This is a genomic window from Pontibacter sp. LHS2 (assembly GCF_058932845.1).
In genome coordinates this window covers 1,083,481-1,103,038 of sequence record NZ_JBZYWG010000001.1, presented here as the reverse complement: position 1 = coordinate 1,103,038, position 19,558 = coordinate 1,083,481, and the positions used below count along the sequence as shown (strand labels likewise).

Annotated in this window: 16 protein-coding genes; 15 read left to right on the top strand and 1 reads right to left on the bottom strand. The window is 47.9% G+C overall.

What is annotated here, in order from left to right:
• The first annotated feature begins 523 nt into the window (after positions 1-523).
• From AC5FX6_RS04790 to hisB, 5 genes are all read left to right on the top strand, one after another.
• Positions 524-3,445: an MBG domain-containing protein gene (locus tag AC5FX6_RS04790; protein ID WP_493595883.1), complete on the top strand. Its 2,922-nt coding sequence runs from the start codon at positions 524-526 to the stop codon at positions 3,443-3,445.
• A gap of 365 nt (positions 3,446-3,810) precedes the next feature.
• Positions 3,811-4,662 carry an ATP phosphoribosyltransferase gene (hisG, locus tag AC5FX6_RS04785; RefSeq protein WP_493595882.1) on the top strand — a complete coding sequence of 284 codons (852 nt, stop codon included), beginning with the start codon at positions 3,811-3,813 and terminating at the stop codon, positions 4,660-4,662.
• Positions 4,662-5,951 (top strand): histidinol dehydrogenase, encoded by a 1,290-nt coding sequence (gene hisD / locus AC5FX6_RS04780; RefSeq protein ID WP_493596644.1) that lies wholly within the window; start codon positions 4,662-4,664, stop codon positions 5,949-5,951. The genes hisG and hisD overlap by 1 nt, the downstream gene beginning before the upstream one ends.
• Positions 5,944-6,990, top strand: a complete 1,047-nt coding sequence (gene hisC, locus AC5FX6_RS04775; protein ID WP_493595881.1) for a histidinol-phosphate transaminase — start codon at positions 5,944-5,946, stop codon at positions 6,988-6,990. Before hisD ends, hisC begins: the two co-directional genes overlap by 8 nt.
• Positions 6,991-7,059: 69 nt before the next feature.
• Positions 7,060-8,154, top strand: coding sequence for a bifunctional histidinol-phosphatase/imidazoleglycerol-phosphate dehydratase HisB (gene hisB, locus AC5FX6_RS04770; RefSeq protein WP_493595880.1), 1,095 nt, complete (start codon positions 7,060-7,062; stop codon positions 8,152-8,154).
• An 83-nt stretch (positions 8,155-8,237) separates the two neighbouring features.
• Here the strand turns inward: hisB and AC5FX6_RS04765 are convergent, their stop codons facing one another.
• Positions 8,238-8,645, bottom strand: a complete 408-nt coding sequence (locus AC5FX6_RS04765) for a hypothetical protein (RefSeq protein WP_493595879.1) — start codon at positions 8,643-8,645, stop codon at positions 8,238-8,240.
• Between the two features lie 575 nt (positions 8,646-9,220).
• Between AC5FX6_RS04765 and AC5FX6_RS04760 the strand changes: the two genes are divergently transcribed.
• The 10 genes from AC5FX6_RS04760 to mgtE all read left to right on the top strand — a co-directional run bounded on the left by AC5FX6_RS04760 (position 9,221) and on the right by mgtE (position 19,262).
• Positions 9,221-10,630: an anthranilate synthase component I family protein gene (locus AC5FX6_RS04760; protein WP_493595878.1), complete on the top strand. Its 1,410-nt coding sequence runs from the start codon at positions 9,221-9,223 to the stop codon at positions 10,628-10,630.
• 1 nt (position 10,631) lies between these two features.
• Complete coding sequence (locus AC5FX6_RS04755; protein ID WP_493595877.1) at positions 10,632-11,195, top strand: anthranilate synthase component II; 564 nt, start codon at positions 10,632-10,634, stop codon at positions 11,193-11,195.
• A gap of 84 nt (positions 11,196-11,279) precedes the next feature.
• Positions 11,280-12,290 (top strand): anthranilate phosphoribosyltransferase, encoded by a 1,011-nt coding sequence (trpD, locus tag AC5FX6_RS04750; protein WP_493595876.1) that lies wholly within the window; start codon positions 11,280-11,282, stop codon positions 12,288-12,290.
• 42 nt (positions 12,291-12,332) lie between these two features.
• The gene (gene trpC, locus AC5FX6_RS04745; protein ID WP_493595875.1) at positions 12,333-13,157 is read left to right on the top strand and encodes an indole-3-glycerol phosphate synthase TrpC; all 825 of its coding nucleotides are present in this window, start codon (positions 12,333-12,335) and stop codon (positions 13,155-13,157) included.
• 39 nt (positions 13,158-13,196) lie between these two features.
• A complete protein-coding gene (locus AC5FX6_RS04740) occupies positions 13,197-13,838 on the top strand; it encodes a phosphoribosylanthranilate isomerase (protein ID WP_493595874.1) in 642 nt (213 codons plus the stop codon).
• Between the two features lie 108 nt (positions 13,839-13,946).
• On the top strand, positions 13,947-15,137 hold the full coding sequence (gene trpB, locus AC5FX6_RS04735) for a tryptophan synthase subunit beta (protein WP_493595873.1): 1,191 nt from the start codon (positions 13,947-13,949) through the stop codon (positions 15,135-15,137).
• On the top strand, positions 15,127-15,915 hold the full coding sequence (gene trpA / locus AC5FX6_RS04730; protein ID WP_493595872.1) for a tryptophan synthase subunit alpha: 789 nt from the start codon (positions 15,127-15,129) through the stop codon (positions 15,913-15,915). The genes trpB and trpA overlap by 11 nt, the downstream gene beginning before the upstream one ends.
• Positions 15,912-16,922 (top strand): bifunctional 3-deoxy-7-phosphoheptulonate synthase/chorismate mutase, encoded by a 1,011-nt coding sequence (locus tag AC5FX6_RS04725; RefSeq protein ID WP_493595871.1) that lies wholly within the window; start codon positions 15,912-15,914, stop codon positions 16,920-16,922. The genes trpA and AC5FX6_RS04725 overlap by 4 nt, the downstream gene beginning before the upstream one ends.
• Before the next feature lie 223 nt (positions 16,923-17,145).
• The gene (locus AC5FX6_RS04720; RefSeq protein WP_493595870.1) at positions 17,146-17,892 is read left to right on the top strand and encodes a hypothetical protein; all 747 of its coding nucleotides are present in this window, start codon (positions 17,146-17,148) and stop codon (positions 17,890-17,892) included.
• A 26-nt stretch (positions 17,893-17,918) separates the two neighbouring features.
• Positions 17,919-19,262, top strand: coding sequence for a magnesium transporter (gene mgtE / locus AC5FX6_RS04715; RefSeq protein ID WP_493595869.1), 1,344 nt, complete (start codon positions 17,919-17,921; stop codon positions 19,260-19,262).
• Positions 19,263-19,558: the final 296 nt, after the last annotated feature.

Here is a 19,558-nt window from a genome sequence, read left to right as displayed (position 1 = left end):
ACCTAACAATACCGACGTCTCAGTTACTGTAACCTATACACCTGCTACCCCTATAGGAGCTGCTACTAAAACAGAAATAGTAAGTTTTAAGTCGCAAAGTAATGGTGGAGTCGCAGCTTTAGATGGTACTCCAATATATTGGACTTTCAATTCTACTGGAATATATATTTCTAATAGTTCGAATTATGATCAAGGATTTATAGTTAATGGAAATTATACTGGGAATAATTCAGTTACAGGTAACTTTATAACTTGCACTACTCCTTCTATTACTTCTCATCCCACTGCTAAATCAGTTACTTATGGTGGTACCAATAACCCCATATTTTCTGTTACTGCATCTGGCACAACGCCTACTTACCAATGGGAATATAGAACTAGCAACACCAGTACTAACTGGATACAAATAGCAGGTGCAAATTCAACTTCTTATACTGTTGCTTCACCTACTGTTTCGATGAATGGGTATGAGTACCGTGTTGTTGTCTCTGGATGTAATACTAGTGTAACTAGTAATACAGCTATGTTAACTGTAAATCCCAAGGGCATCACAGCCACTTTGGCTAACTCGGGCAAAACTTACGACGGCAACACAGCTGCTCCAGGCACTACTGCTTCTTTAGTAGGAGTGCTCGCAGGAGATGATGTAACCGGAGAAGTTAGTAACGCTTTGTTCAGCTCTGCTGATGCTGGTTCAAGAACAGTAACAGGTAACGTGTCTCTTTTAGGAACTGCCGCTGGCAACTATAGCCTGGGTACAATAACTCCTGCAACTGCCACCATTACTCAGGCTCCTGCTTCTATTACTGTAACTGGCTTGGAGAAAACTTATAACGGTTCTGCCCAAGGTGCTACTGTAACTACTTTACCTACTGACATTGCAGTAAATGTGACTTATGCTCCAGTTGTAGATGGTGTTACAGGTACAGCTTCTGTCACTGTTCCAACTGCTGCTGGTACTTATGCTGTGGTAGCTGTGTTAAGTAACAGTAACTACTCTGCTACCAACGGTACAGGCTCTCTGATTATTGCTAAAGCTCCCACAACTACAGTTGTGACTATAGCTGAAGGTCCGTTCACCTACACGGGTTCTGCTCAGACGCCAGCGACAGTTAGCGTAACCGGTCCTGGTAACTTGAACCTGACTCCAGCTGCTGAGTACGCCGACAACACAAATGCCGGTACAGCCACGGCCAGCTACAGCTTCGCCGGTGATGCCAACTACGAGCCATCTGCCGACAGCAAGACCTTCGCCATCGGCAAGGCGGGCACAGTAACCACCGTTACGATCAACGGCGGTCCGTTCACCTACACGGGTTCTGCTCAGACGCCAGCGACAGTTAGCGTAACCGGTCCTGGTAACTTGAACCTGACTCCAGCTGCTGAGTACGCCGACAACACAAATGCCGGTACAGCCACGGCCAGCTACAGCTTCGCCGGTGATGCCAACTACGAGCCATCTGCCGACAGCAAGACCTTCGCCATCGGCAAGGCGGGCACAGTAACCACCGTTACGATCAACGGCGGTCCGTTCACCTACACGGGTTCTGCTCAGACGCCAGCGACAGTTAGCGTAACCGGTCCTGGTAACTTGAACCTGACTCCAGCTGCTGAGTACGCCGACAACACAAATGCCGGTACAGCCACGGCCAGCTACAGCTTCGCCGGTGATGCCAACTACGAGCCATCTGCCGACAGCAAGACCTTCGCCATCGGCAAGGCGGGCACAGTAACCACCGTTACGATCAACGGCGGTCCGTTCACCTACACGGGTTCTGCTCAGACGCCAGCGACAGTTAGCGTAACCGGTCCTGGTAACTTGAACCTGACTCCAGCTGCTGAGTACGCCGACAACACAAATGCCGGTACAGCCACGGCCAGCTACAGCTTCGCCGGTGATGCCAACTACGAGCCATCTGCCGACAGCAAGACCTTCGCCATCGGCAAGGCGGGCACAGTAACCACCGTTACGATCAACGGCGGTCCGTTCACCTACACGGGTTCTGCTCAGACGCCAGCGACAGTTAGCGTAACCGGTCCTGGTAACTTGAACCTGACTCCAGCTGCTGAGTACGCCGACAACACAAATGCCGGTACAGCCACGGCCAGCTACAGCTTCGCCGGTGATGCCAACTACGAGCCATCTGCCGACAGCAAGACCTTCGCCATCGGCAAGGCCCCGCTAAGCATCACCGCCCCTAGCATGAGTAAATACTGTGGTCAAGTAAATCCAACAGATCTTAAGTGCACAGTATCTGGTGCTGTAAATGGTGAAGTGATCACTACTAGCTATAGTTTCGACGGCACAACAGTTATACCAGCTAGTACAGATCCTAAATTGAGCAACTACAATGTAACTTATGTCAACGGCACTCTCACAGTCAACACAGTAACTGTAGACGCAAGTGCAAGCAGCAATCCGGTTAAAGTTGGATCTTTAGCTACTTTAAGCGCCCAAGTTTCTCCAGCTGTAGATGGGGTGAAAGTTAATTTCTATGTTAATGGAGCTTTCAGAGGTGCTGGTATTACAGGTGCTGATGGTGTAGCCAACTATGCTATGACAGAAGCACTCCCTGTAGAGGTTTATAAAGTAGAAGCCAAAGTTGAAGGTGGTTGTGATGAAGCTGTTGCTTATCTTCCTGTGTATGATCCAACAGATGGTTTCGTAACAGGTGGGGGCTGGATTTCTTCTCCACAATATACAGCTTACCAGTATATGCAAGTTGCAGGTAAAGCTAACTTTGGTTTCAACGCTAAGTACAAGAAAGGCAAGAACGAAGTGAACGAGGTGGACGGTAATACGACATTCCACCTCAATGCAGGTAATTTGGATTTCAAGAGCTCTTCGCATACTGCCATGTCACTTGTAATCGCCAAACACAAAGCAACGTACACTGGTGAAGGTACAATCAATGGTAATGGAGGCTATGCATTCAGAGTAATTGCTGTAGATGGTGAACTTAAAGGCAGTGGAAATGTTGACCAATTCAGAATTAAGATCTGGGAAAAGCACTCTGGCACAGTTGTGTATGACAATGAATACACTTCTGACGAGAGTGCAGAACCAGGAAGTGTTGCAACAGCCCTCGGCGGCGGCTCTATCGTAATCCACGAGAATAAAGCAGTTGCGGCTAGCCCAGGCGGCAAAAAACTCGAAACTGCTGACCAACTGGAAGGCTTATCAACTGCCCGCTTTGACAACTATCCAAACGCTTTCGCTGATCGCACGACGATTCGCTTCGCTTTCGATACGGATCAGAGTTTTGCGCTGGAAGTATACGATGTGAGAGGCTCGCTGATCAAGAAAGTGGCGACTGGCAAGGCTGAGGCCGGACAGGTATACGAGTATGAACTGGATGCCCGTCACCTGGCAGAAGGCGTATACTTTGCCCGCCTGATCACCGGTTCTAAAGCACAGACCATTAAAATGATCCTTAAGAAGTAAGCTAACGCTTGCAGGGTCTCTGGCCCTTAAATAAAAAGGCACCTGTCGTAACTGACGGGTGCCTTTTTATTTAAGGGCCAAATTATGCCAATAAAAAAACATTATCGGTTGAAATTTGTATAAATCAAAATCAACAGTACCTTTGCGACAGCAGTATGAGCAAAACCACGCTACATATCATTCTTTCCTCTATCACGGCAGCACCTGTTGCCTGTGGTTCTGCTGCGCACCATCATCATTTCCATCATTCCTCGTAAGAGGAATCATAGCACCATATAGCCCCCAATAGGGTCATCGTACCCTTATTATACTTTGCCAGCAGCAAGGTTATTCTTATTTGTACCTAATTAATCCAATCAACATATATGCTACGTTTAGCAATCCAGAAGTCCGGTAGGCTGAGTGAAGACTCGCTTAAACTGATCCGTGAGTGTGGTATCTCTTTCATCACCAGCTCTCTAAAACTCAAAACTGAATCCACGAATTTCCCACTCGAGATCCTATACCTGCGCGATGATGATATCCCGGGCTATGTAGCCGATGGCGTAGCCGATATTGGCATCGTGGGAGAGAATGTGCTGGTAGAAGAAGGCATGCAGCACCTGGCCGTTGAACAGCTTGGTTTCTCGAAGTGCCGTTTGTCCCTGGCTGTACCTAAAAGTGACCGCTACGAAGACATCAGTGATCTGCAGGGCAAAAACATTGCAACTTCATATCCGAATTTGCTGCAATCATATCTTGAAGAAAAAGGAGTTCAGGCCAATATTCATACCATCAGTGGCTCTGTGGAAATTGCTCCTAGCATAGGTCTTGCAGATGCCATCTGCGACATTGTAAGTTCCGGCAGCACCCTGATCAGCAATGGGCTGCGTGAAGTAGAGCGTGTGTTCAAGTCACAGGCTGTATTGATCGCTAACGGTGGCCTGAATGCTGAAAAGCAGGAGATCCTGAATAAGCTGTTGTTCCGTATTCATGCCGTGCAACGTGCTCAAAAGGCTAAGTATATTCTGTTGAATGCCCCAAATGATAAAATAGCCGAGATCAGCGAGTTACTGCCTGGCGCTAAATCTCCTTCTATTTTACCACTAGCCGAAGAAGGTTGGAGTTCACTGCACTCTGTAGTTAACGAGGATGATTTTTGGGAGATCATTGAGAAACTAAAGGCTGCCGGAGCACAAGGTATATTGGTTGTACCTATTGAAAAGATGATTGTATGATGCGCAGAATAGAATATCCGGCCAGCGCAACTTGGCAGGACTTAGTGAGGCGACCAACACAGAATTTTGAGGACCTGGAAGCAGGTATCGCTCAGACTTTCCGACTAGTGCAGGAGCAGGGTGATGCTGCTTTGCACGAGCTAACTCAGAAGTACGACGGTGTAACCTTAAGTGGCCTTTTTGCTTCTGCAGCGGAAATAGCAGCGGCTGAGAACGAACTTAGCTCTGAACTAAAAGCCGCCATTCACCAAGCTTACAGCAATATACAGCTTTTTCATGTGCAGCAGGCTGAGCAGCCGAAGCAGGTGGAGACAATGCCGGGTGTGACTTGCTGGCGAAAAAGTGTTGCGATCGATCGTGTTGGCTTGTACATACCGGGTGGCACAGCACCTCTGTTCTCTACTTTGCTCATGCTGGGCGTTCCAGCCCGATTGGCAGGTTGTAAAGAAGTTATACTCTGCACACCTCCGTCTAAAGATGGAAACATCCACCCGGCTATACGCTATACCGCTGCGCTGCTAGGTATAGATAAGATTGCCAAAGTGGGTGGTGCGCAAGCTATCGCGGCTATGGCATTCGGTACGGAATCTATACCTGCTGTGAACAAGATTTTTGGGCCGGGCAATCAATATGTGACTGTGGCAAAGCAAATGCTCAGCAAGACGGGAGTAGCCATTGACTTACCGGCCGGTCCTTCCGAAGTACTGGTGATCGCTGATGATTCTGCTAATCCCGCTTTTGTAGCAGCAGATCTGCTTTCGCAAGCAGAGCACGGAGCCGATTCGCAGGTAATACTACTAAGTAATTCTGCTGACATGCTAAGCAGGGTAGAGCAGGAGTTGCAAGCACAATTATCTGTTTTACCACGGCATGAATTTGCAGCTAAAGCCTTGGATAACAGCTTAGGTATACTGCTCAACAGTGTGGAAGAAATGCTAAGTTTTTCGAACCTGTATGCCCCTGAACACCTAATTCTCTCTATCCAAAATTTTGAAGAAGTGCTCGACGAGATCACCAATGCAGGATCGGTCTTTTTAGGAAACTACAGTCCTGAATCGGCAGGCGACTACGCTTCTGGCACTAACCATACCTTACCCACGAATGGCTATGCCCGTGCTTACAGCGGTGTGTCGCTGGATAGCTTTGTGAAGAAAATTACCTTCCAACACATCACCTCGGCAGGCTTGCAGAACATCGGAAAAACGATTGAAGTTATGGCGGCAGCGGAGGGATTGGAAGCTCACAAAAATGCAGTAAGTATCAGACTGAAGGAGGTGCAGAATGTTTAACCTGGAGAATATTGTACGTCCTAACGTACTCAAGATGAAAGCCTACTCCTCAGCTCGGGATGAGTTTAAAGGTACAGCCAATGTATTCATCGATGCGAATGAAAATAATCTGGGTAGTTTGGCCGGAGAAGGATACAATCGCTATCCGGACCCGCATCAGAAAAAGCTAAAGGAGAAGATAGCAGAAATTAAAGGGATTTCACCAAAGCAGATCTTCTTAGGCAATGGATCTGATGAAGCCATCGATCTGCTGTTCCGCATGGTTTGCCGACCGGGGCAGGACAGCATGCTGCACCTTCCGCCAACTTATGGCATGTATGAAGTATCGGCTAATCTGAACGAGGTGCAGCTGGATGCTGTACAGCTGACACCTGACTTTAAAATTCCGGTACGGGAAGTGCTGCGGCAGGTGAAGGACACGACCAAACTGATCTTTGTCTGTTCTCCTAACAACCCAACCGGTAACCTGATCGAAGCGGAAAGCATCGAAACGCTACTGGATAATTTCGACGGTCTGGTAGTGGTTGATGAAGCCTACATAGACTTTGCTGATGCACCTAGTTGGTCTACCAGATTAGCCGAATATCCGAACCTGGTTATCCTGCAGACATTTTCCAAAGCATGGGGCATGGCAGGTTTGAGGCTGGGGATGGCCTTTGCCTCAGAGGAAATCATTGCGCTACTCGATAAGATCAAACCGCCTTATAATATAAACGAAGCAACCCAGGAGTTGTCGCTTAAAGCGTTAGAGCAGACCGAACAACTGGCCTACATGATCGAAGAAATCGTGCAGGAAAGAGAGATGCTTGTGCAGGCACTTCCGTCACTCGAGGCGGTAGAGCAGGTATACCCATCGGATGCTAACTTTTTGCTGGTAAAAGTAAAAGAAGCTAATCGTCTGTATAGCTATTTGCTGGATCAAGGTATCGTGGTGCGCAATCGCTCCAGTTTGCCTGGCTGCGAGGGCTGCCTGCGCATATCAGTAGGGACAGTAGATGAAAACCAACAGCTGTTTCAAGCCATCTCTAATTTTAAATAATCACAAGTGCTTGGTATTTGAGAACAATATGTAAATGCCATCTCACTTAAAAATGCTATAAATAACAAAATGAAAAAAGCATTATTCATAGACCGTGACGGTACCATTCTGGTGGAGCCGAAAACGGATTTTCAGGTAGATTCTTTTGAGAAGTTTGAGTTTCTGCCGAAAGTGATCCGCAATCTATACAAAATATACAATGAGCTGGATTACGAGTTGGTCATGGTAACGAACCAGGATGGACTTGGCACAGATTCTTACCCGGAGCATACCTTTTGGCCTTATCAAAACAAGATGCTGGATATTCTAAAAGGAGAAGGAATAAACTTTGACGATATCCTGATTGACAGAAGTTTTGAGCATGAAGGCTTAGAGACCAGAAAGCCGGGTATAGGTATGATGAAAAAGTACCTGTCAGGTGAGTACGACCTGGCAAATTCGTATGTGATCGGAGACAGACTTACGGATGTGAAGCTGGCAAAAAATTTGGGTGCCAAAGCTATTTTTATTGGTGAGGATAAGGTGGAAGAGGCAGCTCTGAACACTAATGACTGGGACGAAATTTATACCTTCCTGAAGTTGCCCGCTCGCCGCGCAAGCATTCGTCGGCAGACCAACGAGACGGATATCGCCATCGACCTGAATCTGGATGGTACCGGTCAGATGAATATCCACACCGGTCTTGGCTTCTTTGATCACATGTTGGAGCAATTGGCGAAGCATGGCAAACTGGACCTTAGCATTCAGGTGAAAGGTGATTTGCACATCGACGAACACCATACCATTGAAGACACTGGCCTGGCTTTAGGAGAAGCTTTTTTGGCAGCATTAGGTGATAAGAAGGGAATAAGCCGCTATGGTTTTCTGCTTCCCATGGACGATGTTCTGGCACAGGTGGCCATCGATTTCAGTGGCAGACCCTGGACGGTGTGGGAGGCGGAGTTTAAGCGCGAGAAAGTAGGGGATATGCCAACCGAGATGTTCTTTCACTTCTTTAAATCCTTTAGTGATACCTCTAAAAGTAATTTGAATGTAAAGGCGGAGGGGCAGAACGAGCACCACAAGATCGAGGCTATTTTCAAGGCTTTTGCCAAAGCAATTCAGATGGCCGTGAGGCGCAACCCGGAAGATAATTCAATCCCAAGCACCAAGGGGACTCTTTAGAAGAACTGCTATAAAATAAAAAGGGCTGACTGCATGAATGCGGTCAGCCTTTTTATCTGGTTGTGTAAGCGGTTGGTTGTTGTTCAGCAGGCGCGCAACCAGTCGCTGGCTGCCTCTATGTCTTCAAATGTCTTTATAAAACTTAGGTCTTGCGTGTGCTGCAGGGACTTGTCGGCGGACAATCTACTGAATGCACTAGGCGAATATACCCAGGCAAAACACTCCAGACCAGCAGCCTGCATCCGTGGAAGCCAATCCTGACCAACCCATTTGGAGGCACCAGACCAGATTCCTTCTACATTTGTATTATCATTAAGTACTTTCGTACAGTTCGTTTCCAGCAGAAGGTCCAGGATTTTCTCACAACCCTCCACCACTGAATCATAGTTTTGGTAGCCACGCCAATTCACATAAAGCCAGCCTTCAGCATGGTTATATTCTATCAGAATATTGCTTTGTCTATATAAAATTTCGTTTCTAACCAATTTCATAAATTAATCTCAAAACCCTTAAACTCAATCGCTGCCATTTCACATTTTTCTTAAAAAGAACAATCGAAGCAGGATAAAGACTTGCAAGTGGTAGAAGTAAATATCAAAAATCAGACCCAATTAATATTAGCCAAATTGGAAGCCCTAAATGTCTCATTAACAGGTGTTATGCAGAAGGTGAGAGGCGCTTCATGAATCACATTTTTCCCAAAAATGGAATGCGTTCTCCCAATTTCAACTCTATCTTTATATACAGCTAGCAAACATCTTTTGTTATGAAATCATAGGGTGGGTTCTATATAAAAAAAGACAAAAATAATTAGTCATAGTATTTGTATTCCTCAGTTTAGCCTTTACCTTTGCAACAGGGGGTTCGATTTATTCTTACCCAATTCAAAAAAGAACATGATCCAAAATCTTCTTCATTCTGCATGGTGGTGGCACGTTACGCAAGGTATCGTGAACAGACCCGCTATGCTGTATTTAAGAAGTTAATACAATCTATAGCCAAAGGTATAAAAGCCTGCTGTTCACCTGGACAGCAGGCTTTTTTTGTTTTTAACTCTATCTGAAAGATGACAAAGTATAAGATCACGACTACGCATAAGCGCCTTCTGGCCGACACCCTCACGCCAGTGAGTGTATACCTGAAACTGCGCGACCGTTTCCCAAACAGCATATTGTTGGAAAGTTCGGATTATCATGGTGCTGAGAACAGCTTCTCCTATATATGTTGCAGTCCAATGGCGAGTATCAAGGCTGAAGATGAAGTGTTAACGGAGAGCTTTCCCGATGGCCGCACGCTGCAGACTTCCATCACAAAAGACTTAAATATACCTAGTAGACTTTCAGAGTTTGCCAGCAGATTTGAGTCGGAGCAAAAAAACTTCAACTTTATCAGCAATGGTTTGTTTGGCTACATGAACTATGATGCGGTGCGTTATTTTGAGGACATTGACTTGGAGCTGCGTAGCGACCGCCAACAAATGCCGGACCTGTACTATGCTGTGTACCGCTACATTATAGCTATTAACCACTTCACCAACGAGGCTTATATTTTCTCGCATACCTGTGGTGAGACGGATACAGACGAGATCGCTCAATTGGAGGCTTTGCTTAACAGTCGCAACATTCCGAGCTATACCTTTAAGTCGATAGGTGAGGAGGTTTGTAATATTAGCAGAGAAGCTTTCCTGCAGAATATCAAGCGGGCGAAGGAGCATTGTTTCCGGGGCGATGTGTTTCAACTGGTGCTTTCCCGCCGCTTTGAACAGGCCTTTCAGGGAGACGATTTTAACGTATACCGGGCACTGCGTTCTGTCAATCCATCGCCCTACCTGTTCTACTTCGACTATGGAAGCTTCAAGATCTTCGGTTCTTCTCCGGAGGCGCAATTAGTGATCAAGGACGGAAAGGCCAGCATTTTCCCGATTGCGGGCACTTTCCGCAGAACCGGTGATGATGCAGCCGATGCCGCTTTGGCTGAAAAACTACTGGCTGACCCGAAAGAGAACGCCGAACACGTGATGCTGGTAGACTTAGCCCGCAACGACCTGAGTCGCAATGGTCATAGTGTAGAAGTGGAGACTTTCCGGGAGATACAGTTTTACTCGCACGTCATTCACTTAGTGTCCAAAGTGTCCGGACAGCTGCATGATCAGGAAAGCTCCCTGCAAATGGTGGCCAGCACGTTTCCGGCCGGCACGCTTTCAGGTGCTCCCAAGTATAAGGCCATGCAGCTGATCGATCAATACGAAACCACCAACCGCTCTTTTTACGGGGGCTGCATCGGCTTCATGGACTTCAACGGCAATTTCAACAGCGCCATCATGATCCGTTCTTTTTTGAGCAAGGATTATAAACTATTCTACCAAGCCGGGGCAGGTATAGTGGCCGCCTCCGACGATAACAGCGAACTGCAGGAAGTGGACAACAAACTTATGGCTTTGCGCAAAGCCCTCACCTTAGCACAGGAGATCAATTAATATGGAAGTTCTGGTAATTGACAATTACGACTCGTTCACCTACAACCTTGTGCACTTGCTGCAGGAACTGGGAGCGAAGGTAACGGTGCGACGAAATGATAAAACAAGCCTGGAGGAAGTGGCGAAATTTGATAAGATCATGCTGTCGCCGGGGCCGGGTATACCGGACGAAGCTGGTATGCTGAAGGAGATCATTCGTGAATTCGGCCCAAGCAAAAGTCTTTTCGGAGTGTGCCTTGGACATCAGGCAATAGGTGAGGTATACGGTGGCAAGTTATTTAACAGCAATGAGGTATGGCACGGCATTGCTACCCCAATAGCGGTTATCTGCGAGAAGGAATCTCTGTTCCAAAACCTGCCGCAAAGATTTAACACCGGCCGCTATCACTCGTGGCTTGTTGAACAGACTTTGCCTGACTGTCTGGTGCCAACCGCAGTGGATGAAACCGGTCATATCATGGCCCTGCGCCACAAGGATTATGATGTGCGCGGTGTGCAGTTTCACCCGGAGTCGGTGCTGACAGAGCATGGTCGGGAGATGATCAAAAACTGGTTAACACATTAAATGTCATCTCGACGATAGGAGAGATCTGAATTTAAAGATGTAGTTGATTACTCGCTGTGCCCGAGAAGACAAAAAATAGCAACCATGAAAGAAATACTGAATCACTTATTTGAACATAAAACGTTGAGCCGGGAGCAGGCGCGGGAGGTGCTGAAAAATATTGCCGCTGGCAGGTATAACCAAAGCCAGATTTCTAGCTTCCTTACGGTCTACATGATGCGCAGCATCACCGTGGAGGAACTGGAGGGTTTTCGCAATGCCTTGCTCGAGCTCTGCCACCGCGTAGAACTAGACGCTTACGACCCGATAGACCTTTGCGGCACGGGCGGCGACGGAAAGGATACCTTTAACATTTCCACGCTATCTTCTTTTGTAGTAGCGGCCAATGGGATTGCAGTGGCCAAGCACGGTAATTATGGCGTTTCTTCTTCCTGCGGCTCGTCCAATGTGCTGGAGGCTTTGGGTATTCAGTTCACCACCGACAAAGACAAGCTCGAGCGCAGCATCGCTGAGTACAACATTTGCTTTCTGCATGCCCCACTTTTCCACCCGGCTATGAAGAGTGTCGGGCCGATCCGCAAAGACCTCGGCGTGAAAACCTTCTTCAACATGCTCGGCCCGATGGTGAATCCGGCATTCCCGAAAAAACAGCTGGTAGGTGTTTTCAGTCTGGAATTAGCCCGCATGTACGGCTACCTCTACCAACAGCAACCCAATATCCGATATAGCATCCTCCATACCTTGGACGGTTATGACGAGATTTCCCTGACCAGTCCTTTTAAAGTAATCGCCGACAGCAAAGAGCAATTACTCGATGCCTCGGATCTGGGCCTCGGTCGTCTGGAGCATAGCCAGATTAAAGGCGGCGAAGGTATAGCTGAGTCCGCTGAGATTTTCCTGAAGGTACTGAAAGGCGAAGGCACAGCTGCCCAGACCGACGTGGTGGCCGCCAATGCCGGGATGGCTATCAACTGCGCCCGCCCTGAAACCATTGTATCGGATGCGGTGCAACTGGCTAAAGAAACACTCCAATCAGGCAAGGCTTATACCTTATTTAACAAGCTGATAAATGACAATAAGCTGGTAACAGCCTAATCATTTTTGAAATAATAAACTTCAAATTTTAAATCCAAAAACATGAACATACTTGACCAGATCATTGCCCATAAATACAAGGAAGTAGAAGAACGCAAGGCCCTATACCCGGTAAAGTTGCTGGAGAAAAGCCTGTACTTCGAGACGCCTTGTTTGTCACTGGAACGCTATCTACTGCGTCCTGACAAGAGTGGGATCATTGCCGAAATCAAGCGCAAATCACCTTCCAAAGGCGACATCAATCCTTATGTTTCGGTGGAGCGCACTTCCATTGGCTATATGCAGGCGGGTGCTTCGGCCTTATCTATCCTGACTGATACGAATTACTTCGGAGGCAAAAATGAAGACTTGATGGTTGCCCGCAAGTATAACTACTGTCCGATCCTAAGAAAAGACTTTACAGTGGACGAGTACCAGATCGTGGAAGCCAAGTCGATCGGGGCGGATGCCGTATTGCTGATCGCCGCCGCACTTGAGCCGGGACGACTGAAGGAACTGGCTACATTTGCTCGTTCGTTCGGTTTAGAAGTATTGTTGGAGGTACACAATCAAGATGAACTGGAAGCAACGCTCTGTGAGGACGTAACGATCGTAGGCGTGAACAACCGCAATTTGCAGACTTTCCAGACGGATGTTGTTTTGTCATTAGAACTGGCGCAGCACATTCCAGTTGGTATGACCAAAGTATCGGAAAGCGGATTGAAGTCACCGAAAACCTTGATTGAGTTGCAACAGGCTGGTTACAATGGCTTCCTGATCGGGGAGACTTTTATGGCTGATGGCCGACCGGAACGTGCCGCTGCTGAGTTTATACGTGAACTGCGTCAATTGCAGCAAGACCTTATACCGGCTCAGTCACAGGCCTAAGTGTAGCTAACAAGCTTTCCATTAAAGCATGACGAAGAGATGAAAGACCTGAAAATCAAAGTATGTGGTATGCGGGAACCGGAAAACATCCGGCAAGTCGCTGCGTTGCAACCCGACTACATGGGCTTTATTTTTTATAAAGGCTCTAAGCGTTACTGCGAAGGTTACATTTCACCCGAGCTGGTAGCTGAACTGCCAGCAGGTATACAGAAAGTTGGCGTTTTTGTGAATGAAGCCACAGCAGTAATACTGGCTACAGTAGAGAAGTATGGCTTGGAACTGGTGCAGCTGCATGGCCGCGAAACACCGGGACAGTGCCGGGATCTGCAGGAAGCAGGACTGAAGTTGATCAAAGCTTTTTCGGTAGACGACCACTTTTCATTTGAAAACACCTTGCTCTACGAACGCTACTGCGAGTTTTTTCTTTTCGACACCCGCGGCAACAATTACGGTGGCAACGGCACTGTCTTCGACTGGGAAATGCTGAAAGGCTACTATTCACCTATACCTTATTTCCTGAGCGGCGGCCTGAATCTGGAAAACCTGCAGAGCAAGGAATTTGAGAAGCTTCGCCCCAAACCCTTTGCGATCGACGTGAACAGTGGTTTTGAGCTGGAGCCGGGTTTGAAGGATGTGGAGAAGGTGAAGAAGCTAGTCACAATGATAAAGGAAAAAAACTAAACAAACTGTCATCTCAACGAAAGGAAAGATCTGGATCTGAAACTACCAGGTTTCTCGCTTAACGAGGGCCCCTGCCCAAAGCTCGAAATGACAATAAAATAAGACCATATGAAATACTCAGTAGACGATAACGGGTTTTACGGCAAGTTCGGAGGGGCTTATGTTCCTGAAATGCTTTACCCCAATGTGGAGGAACTGCGCCAGAATTACCTGAAGATCATGGCAGAGCCGGACTTTCAGGAGGAAATGCAAAGTTTGCTCCGCGATTATGTAGGACGGCCGACGCCACTATACTTTGCCAAGCGCCTTTCCGAGAAATACAACACGAACATCTACCTCAAACGAGAGGACCTGAACCATACCGGTGCACACAAGATCAACAATACCATCGGGCAGATCTTACTGGCCAAACGACTAGGCAAGACCCGCATCATTGCGGAGACAGGCGCTGGTCAGCATGGCGTAGCTACAGCTACCGTTTGCGCACTGATGAACCTCGAGTGCATCGTGTACATGGGTGAAGTAGACATTGAGCGACAGGCCCCTAATGTAGCCCGCATGAAAATGTTAGGTGCCACCGTAGTGCCTGCCACCAGCGGTAGCCGCACCCTGAAAGACGCTACTAACGAAGCCATCCGCGACTGGATCAACAACCCTGAAGACACTTATTATATCATCGGTTCGGTGGTGGGGCCGCACCCATACCCGGACATGGTGGCACGTTTTCAGGCGGTGATCTCAGAGGAAATGAAGGCGCAGCTGCTGGAGAAAACCGGCAGCGAGAACCCAGATTATGTTGTGGCCTGTGTGGGAGGTGGCAGCAATGCGGCGGGTGCTTTTTACCACTATCTGGATACACCTGAAGTGAAGCTGGTAGCCGTGGAGGCCGCCGGGCTAGGTATAGATTCTGGTGAGTCGGCCGCTACCTCGGTGCTGGGCAAAGAGGGTATCATCCACGGCAGTCGCACACTGTTAATGCAGACCGAAGACGGGCAGGTGACTGAGCCCTACTCGATTTCAGCAGGCTTGGATTATCCGGGTGTGGGACCGCTGCATGCGCACCTGCACCAGTCCGGCCGTGCGATCTTCGAAAGTATTACCGACGAAGAAGCGCTACAGGCAGTGCTTGAACTGACCCGACTTGAGGGGATTATACCTGCGCTGGAAACAGCCCATGCTTTGGCCGCGATCGGCAGATTGGGCGCGAAGCCGGAAGAGGTGGTGGTGATTAACCTATCAGGCCGCGGTGACAAAGATTTGGCAACTTACTTAGACAGATTCGATTTCAATGACAAATAGAATAAAACAACTATTCGCTCAAAAGCCAAAGGGTTTGCTCTCTGTTTACTTCACAGCCGGCTTCCCTAATTTAGAGGACACTGTGCCGATCATACTGGAGCTGGAGAAAAACGGGGTAAACCTGATTGAAATAGGCATGCCTTTCTCAGATCCGCTGGCTGACGGTCCGACCATACAGCAGAGCAGCGAAGCCGCGATACGCAACGGCATGACCATTCCGAAACTGTTTGAGCAATTAAAGGATATCCGCCAGCATACCCAGATTCCCTTGGTGCTGATGGGCTACCTCAATCCGGTGATGCAATACGGCGTGGAGCGCTTTCTGCAAAAAGCCAGTGAACTAGGTATAGACGGCCTTATCCTGCCAGACCTGCCTTTGTCGGATTATGTGCGGGAATATAAAGGCTTGTTCGAGCAGTATGGCCTCAGCAATATATTCCTGATTACGCCCCAGACACCCGAGCAGCGCATCCGGGAGATCGATACGCATACCAATGGCTTCATCTATATGGTATCCTCGGCTTCGGTAACGGGCAGCACCACGGGGCAGTCGGTCGTTAACACGGCTTATTTTGAGCGGGTGAACGGACTGGGCTTGCGCAACCCCGGTGTCATCGGGTTCGGCATCCACAACAATGAAACTTTCACGCAAGCCTGCAACCACGCCAGCGGCGCAATCATTGGCAGTGCTTTTATCAAGGCATTGAGCAAAGAGGGTACGCTGAAGGAGAATATCAGCACATTTATTCAAAGCATCAGACAGAAAGAAACAGCATGATCATACAATTGCAACAAGGTACACCTACTGAACTGAAGGAGGCAATACTAAAAGAAGTGAAGCAGGTCGGTTTTAAAGCCAATGAAGTAAAAACGCAGGAGGCACACTACATTGTCGGTATCGGCAAAAAGGATTTTGACATCCGAACGCTGGGCCAGTTGCCGGGCGTGGCGGACATTCACCGGGTATCCGACGAGTATAAACTGATCTCCCGCAAGTGGCGTGTAAATCCGACGCTGATCGACTTAGGTGATGGCGTAGTGATAGGAGAGGGCAACTTTAGCATCATGGCAGGGCCTTGCTCTATTGAGAGCGAAAGGCAGATCGAACTAGTTGTGGAACACTTGAAAGCCAATAATGTAAAGATCATGCGGGGCGGAGTGTTCAAGCCCCGTAGCTCTCCATATGCTTTTCGGGGTATGGGACTGGAAGGCTTGCGCATGTTCCACCAGTTATGCAACGAAAACGGTATCAAGATCATCACCGAAGTGATGCAGGTGTCGCAGATCGAAGACATGGTGGACTTTGTGGATGTGTTTCAGGTAGGTGCCCGCAACAGCCAGAACTTCAACTTGCTGGACGCACTGGGTGAGGCGCAAAAACCCGTGTTGTTGAAGCGTGGTATATCCGGCACATTGGAAGAATTGCTACAAGCAGCAGAATACATTTTCTCCAATGGCAATGAAAAGATCATGCTCTGCGAACGAGGCATTCGCTCCTACGAAAACGCCTACCGTAACGTGCTCGACCTGAATGCTGTGCCAGTGCTCAAAGCAAAGACCCACCTGCCGGTTATCGTGGACCCATCACACGGCATCGGCCTGCGTGACTATGTGGAGCCGATGTCACTGGCCGCCGTGATGGCCGGTGCAGACGGTGTGATCTACGAAACGCACCAGAAGCCGGAAGAAGCCTTCTCGGACGGACAACAGACCGTCAACTTTCAGGAGTCGGAGCGTTTGATCAAGCGTATGCGACAGGCTTTTGCGTTGCGGGAGAGTTTTTAAGGTATAGTTGTCAGAATCAAGATTTTCAGAATTTAAGGATTAGCAGGATTTTAATTGATAGCTGGTTAATCAATATTTTTTGTCATTCTGAACGGGGACAAGGACCTTATACTTGGGAGAGAACTAGAGTTTAACAAAAGCCTGATGCGATAGCGTCAGGCTTTTGCACTTCATGCTATAACCAACCCCGCATTTTGCGTACTAAAGCATACAACAACCGCTTATGCAGAAACTATACCTACTGATAGTAAATAAATTAATACTTCCGGTGCTTTCAGCTGTGCTGTTTTTCACCAGTTGCACGTCACTTCAGGAGTCTTCCAAATATTCTTTTTCGGAAGGGATTTACAAGGCTAAAATTTCAAGAGAACCGGCAGCCAGGGTATACGTGGACATGGGGGAAGAATCACTCAAGCTTTACCCTGCGCAGGATTATAGAAGAGGGCAGGCAGTACAGCTCGACACGACCACCAAAATTACTCTTGCTATACCTGAGGAAATTGATGCAGCCCCCAGCCATACCTATACCTTCTCCAAGCCCTCCTTTGATCTGGATGTACTGACCATTCCATTTAAGTATCGTCCCGGAACGGCAGGTATACCTAATCAGCTCAATACCACATTTCAAGGCGCCTTGTTCATTGGAGCTCGCAGTGATGTTTTTCGCATCCATTATAAAGCGACACCATTAGGTAACCATCGTCGTTTTCTGAACCACTTCGGCTATAGTGTCGGATTGTTTTCAGGTATAGGCGCTACCACAGTGAATGAAGCCGTGACGGGTGGTCAGGTAGGGTATGAATATGAAGGCGTTGTGTTGCTAAATGGATTGGCGGGTATTGTCGGCATCAACAACTTCACCTTTGGTCTGGCATTGGGTTTCGATCATCTCCTCGACAAATACCGCCATGACTGGATCTATCAGCGTAAGCCGTGGCTGGGACTGGCTTTTGGACTGAACCTGAACTAAATTTTAACTGATCAAAACAAAGCGTGATGGCAGCTACCATAGAAGAACTGAACCTAAAAGACTTAAGCAAAGGGCATCCGGGTGATATAGCAGACGTGATCAGCGGCTTGAACGAGAAAGAACGCCTGCTGGCTTTTTTACTTTTGCCGGGCGAACTCAAGTCAGATGTGTTTACCTATTTCAATTATACCACCCAAGAAGACCTGCTCAAAAAACTTGGTTCTGCTGATACCGCCGAAATGCTGGAGAACATGGCGCCAGATGACCGGACCGAGATCTTTGAGAATTTCCCTGACTTACTTATAAAGGAGTCCATCAACCTGCTTTCGCCTGAGGAGAAGAGCATCGCGCTCAACCTGCTGGGCTACCCCGAAAAAAGCATTGCCCGACTGATGACGCCTTATTATATACAGGCTAAAAAGGGTTGGACGGTCCGCCAGGCGCTCGACCATATCAAAAAATATGGAAAGAAGGCGGAGACCATGAATCACATATATGTGGTCGATAAAAACAACCGGCTTGTCGACGACATTCGGATAGGCAAGCTGCTGATGGCGGAGGATGAAGACAAGATAGAATCGCTGATGGACTGGCAGTTTGTCTCGCTGACCACCACCATGAGCAGGGAAGAAGCCATCGAGCTGTTTGATAAGTATGACCGGGCAGTTATGCCTGTAGTTTCGGAAAGCGGTGTACTGGTCGGCATCGTGACCTTTGATGACATCATTGATGAAATCGAGAAACGTGATACAGAGGATATCCAGAAATTTGGTGGTCTGGAGGCTTTGGAGCTGTCCTATACCGATACGCCCTTAATGACGCTCGTTCGCAAACGTGCCAGCGTATTGATCATTTTGTTTATGGGTGAAATGCTGACGGCTTCGGCCATGGGGCATTTTGAAGAGGAACTAGCGCAAGCCGTCGTGCTGGCATTGTTCATTCCCTTGATCATATCCAGTGGGGGTAATTCGGGTTCGCAGGCGGCTACACTGATTGTTCGCGCCATGGCTATCAACGAACTGGGTATACGGGACTGGTGGTATGTGATGCGCAAAGAGGTGCTCTCGGGACTTATGCTTGGCTTGATATTAGGTGCGATTGGTTTCCTACGCATCATGCTCTGGCAGCAGGCTGGCTTCTATGATTATGGAGAATACGCCGTGCTGATCGGGGCTACGGTGGGTTTGTCGCTGGTAGGCATCGTGCTGTGGGGAACACTCACAGGCTCCATGATCCCGTTTGTGCTCCGAAAACTCGGGATGGACCCTGCTACTTCGTCGGCGCCTTTTGTAGCCACGCTCGTGGATGTGACCGGGCTGATCATGTATTTCACTATTGCGGCAAGTATCTTACGTGGGACACTGCTGTAGGAAATACATGCAAAAAAACCTGAAAATAAAGTATCAGTTTAATGCACGATTGATTACCTTTACGGCAATGAAAGGCACAATGGCACATCTGCATCATCATCATGCACGAAACAAAAGTTTCGGAGCCGCTAGCCTATGGATTTGATTTAGCTTGCTAAAATATATTTTCCAAAAGCCTGACTCCGAACAGAGTCAGGCTTTTTTTGTTGTCTGAATCAGGATTTACAGGATTAGAGGATTAACAGGATTAAGATTATATAATTACCCAAATGTATTCTTGTTGTGAGACGCAGCTA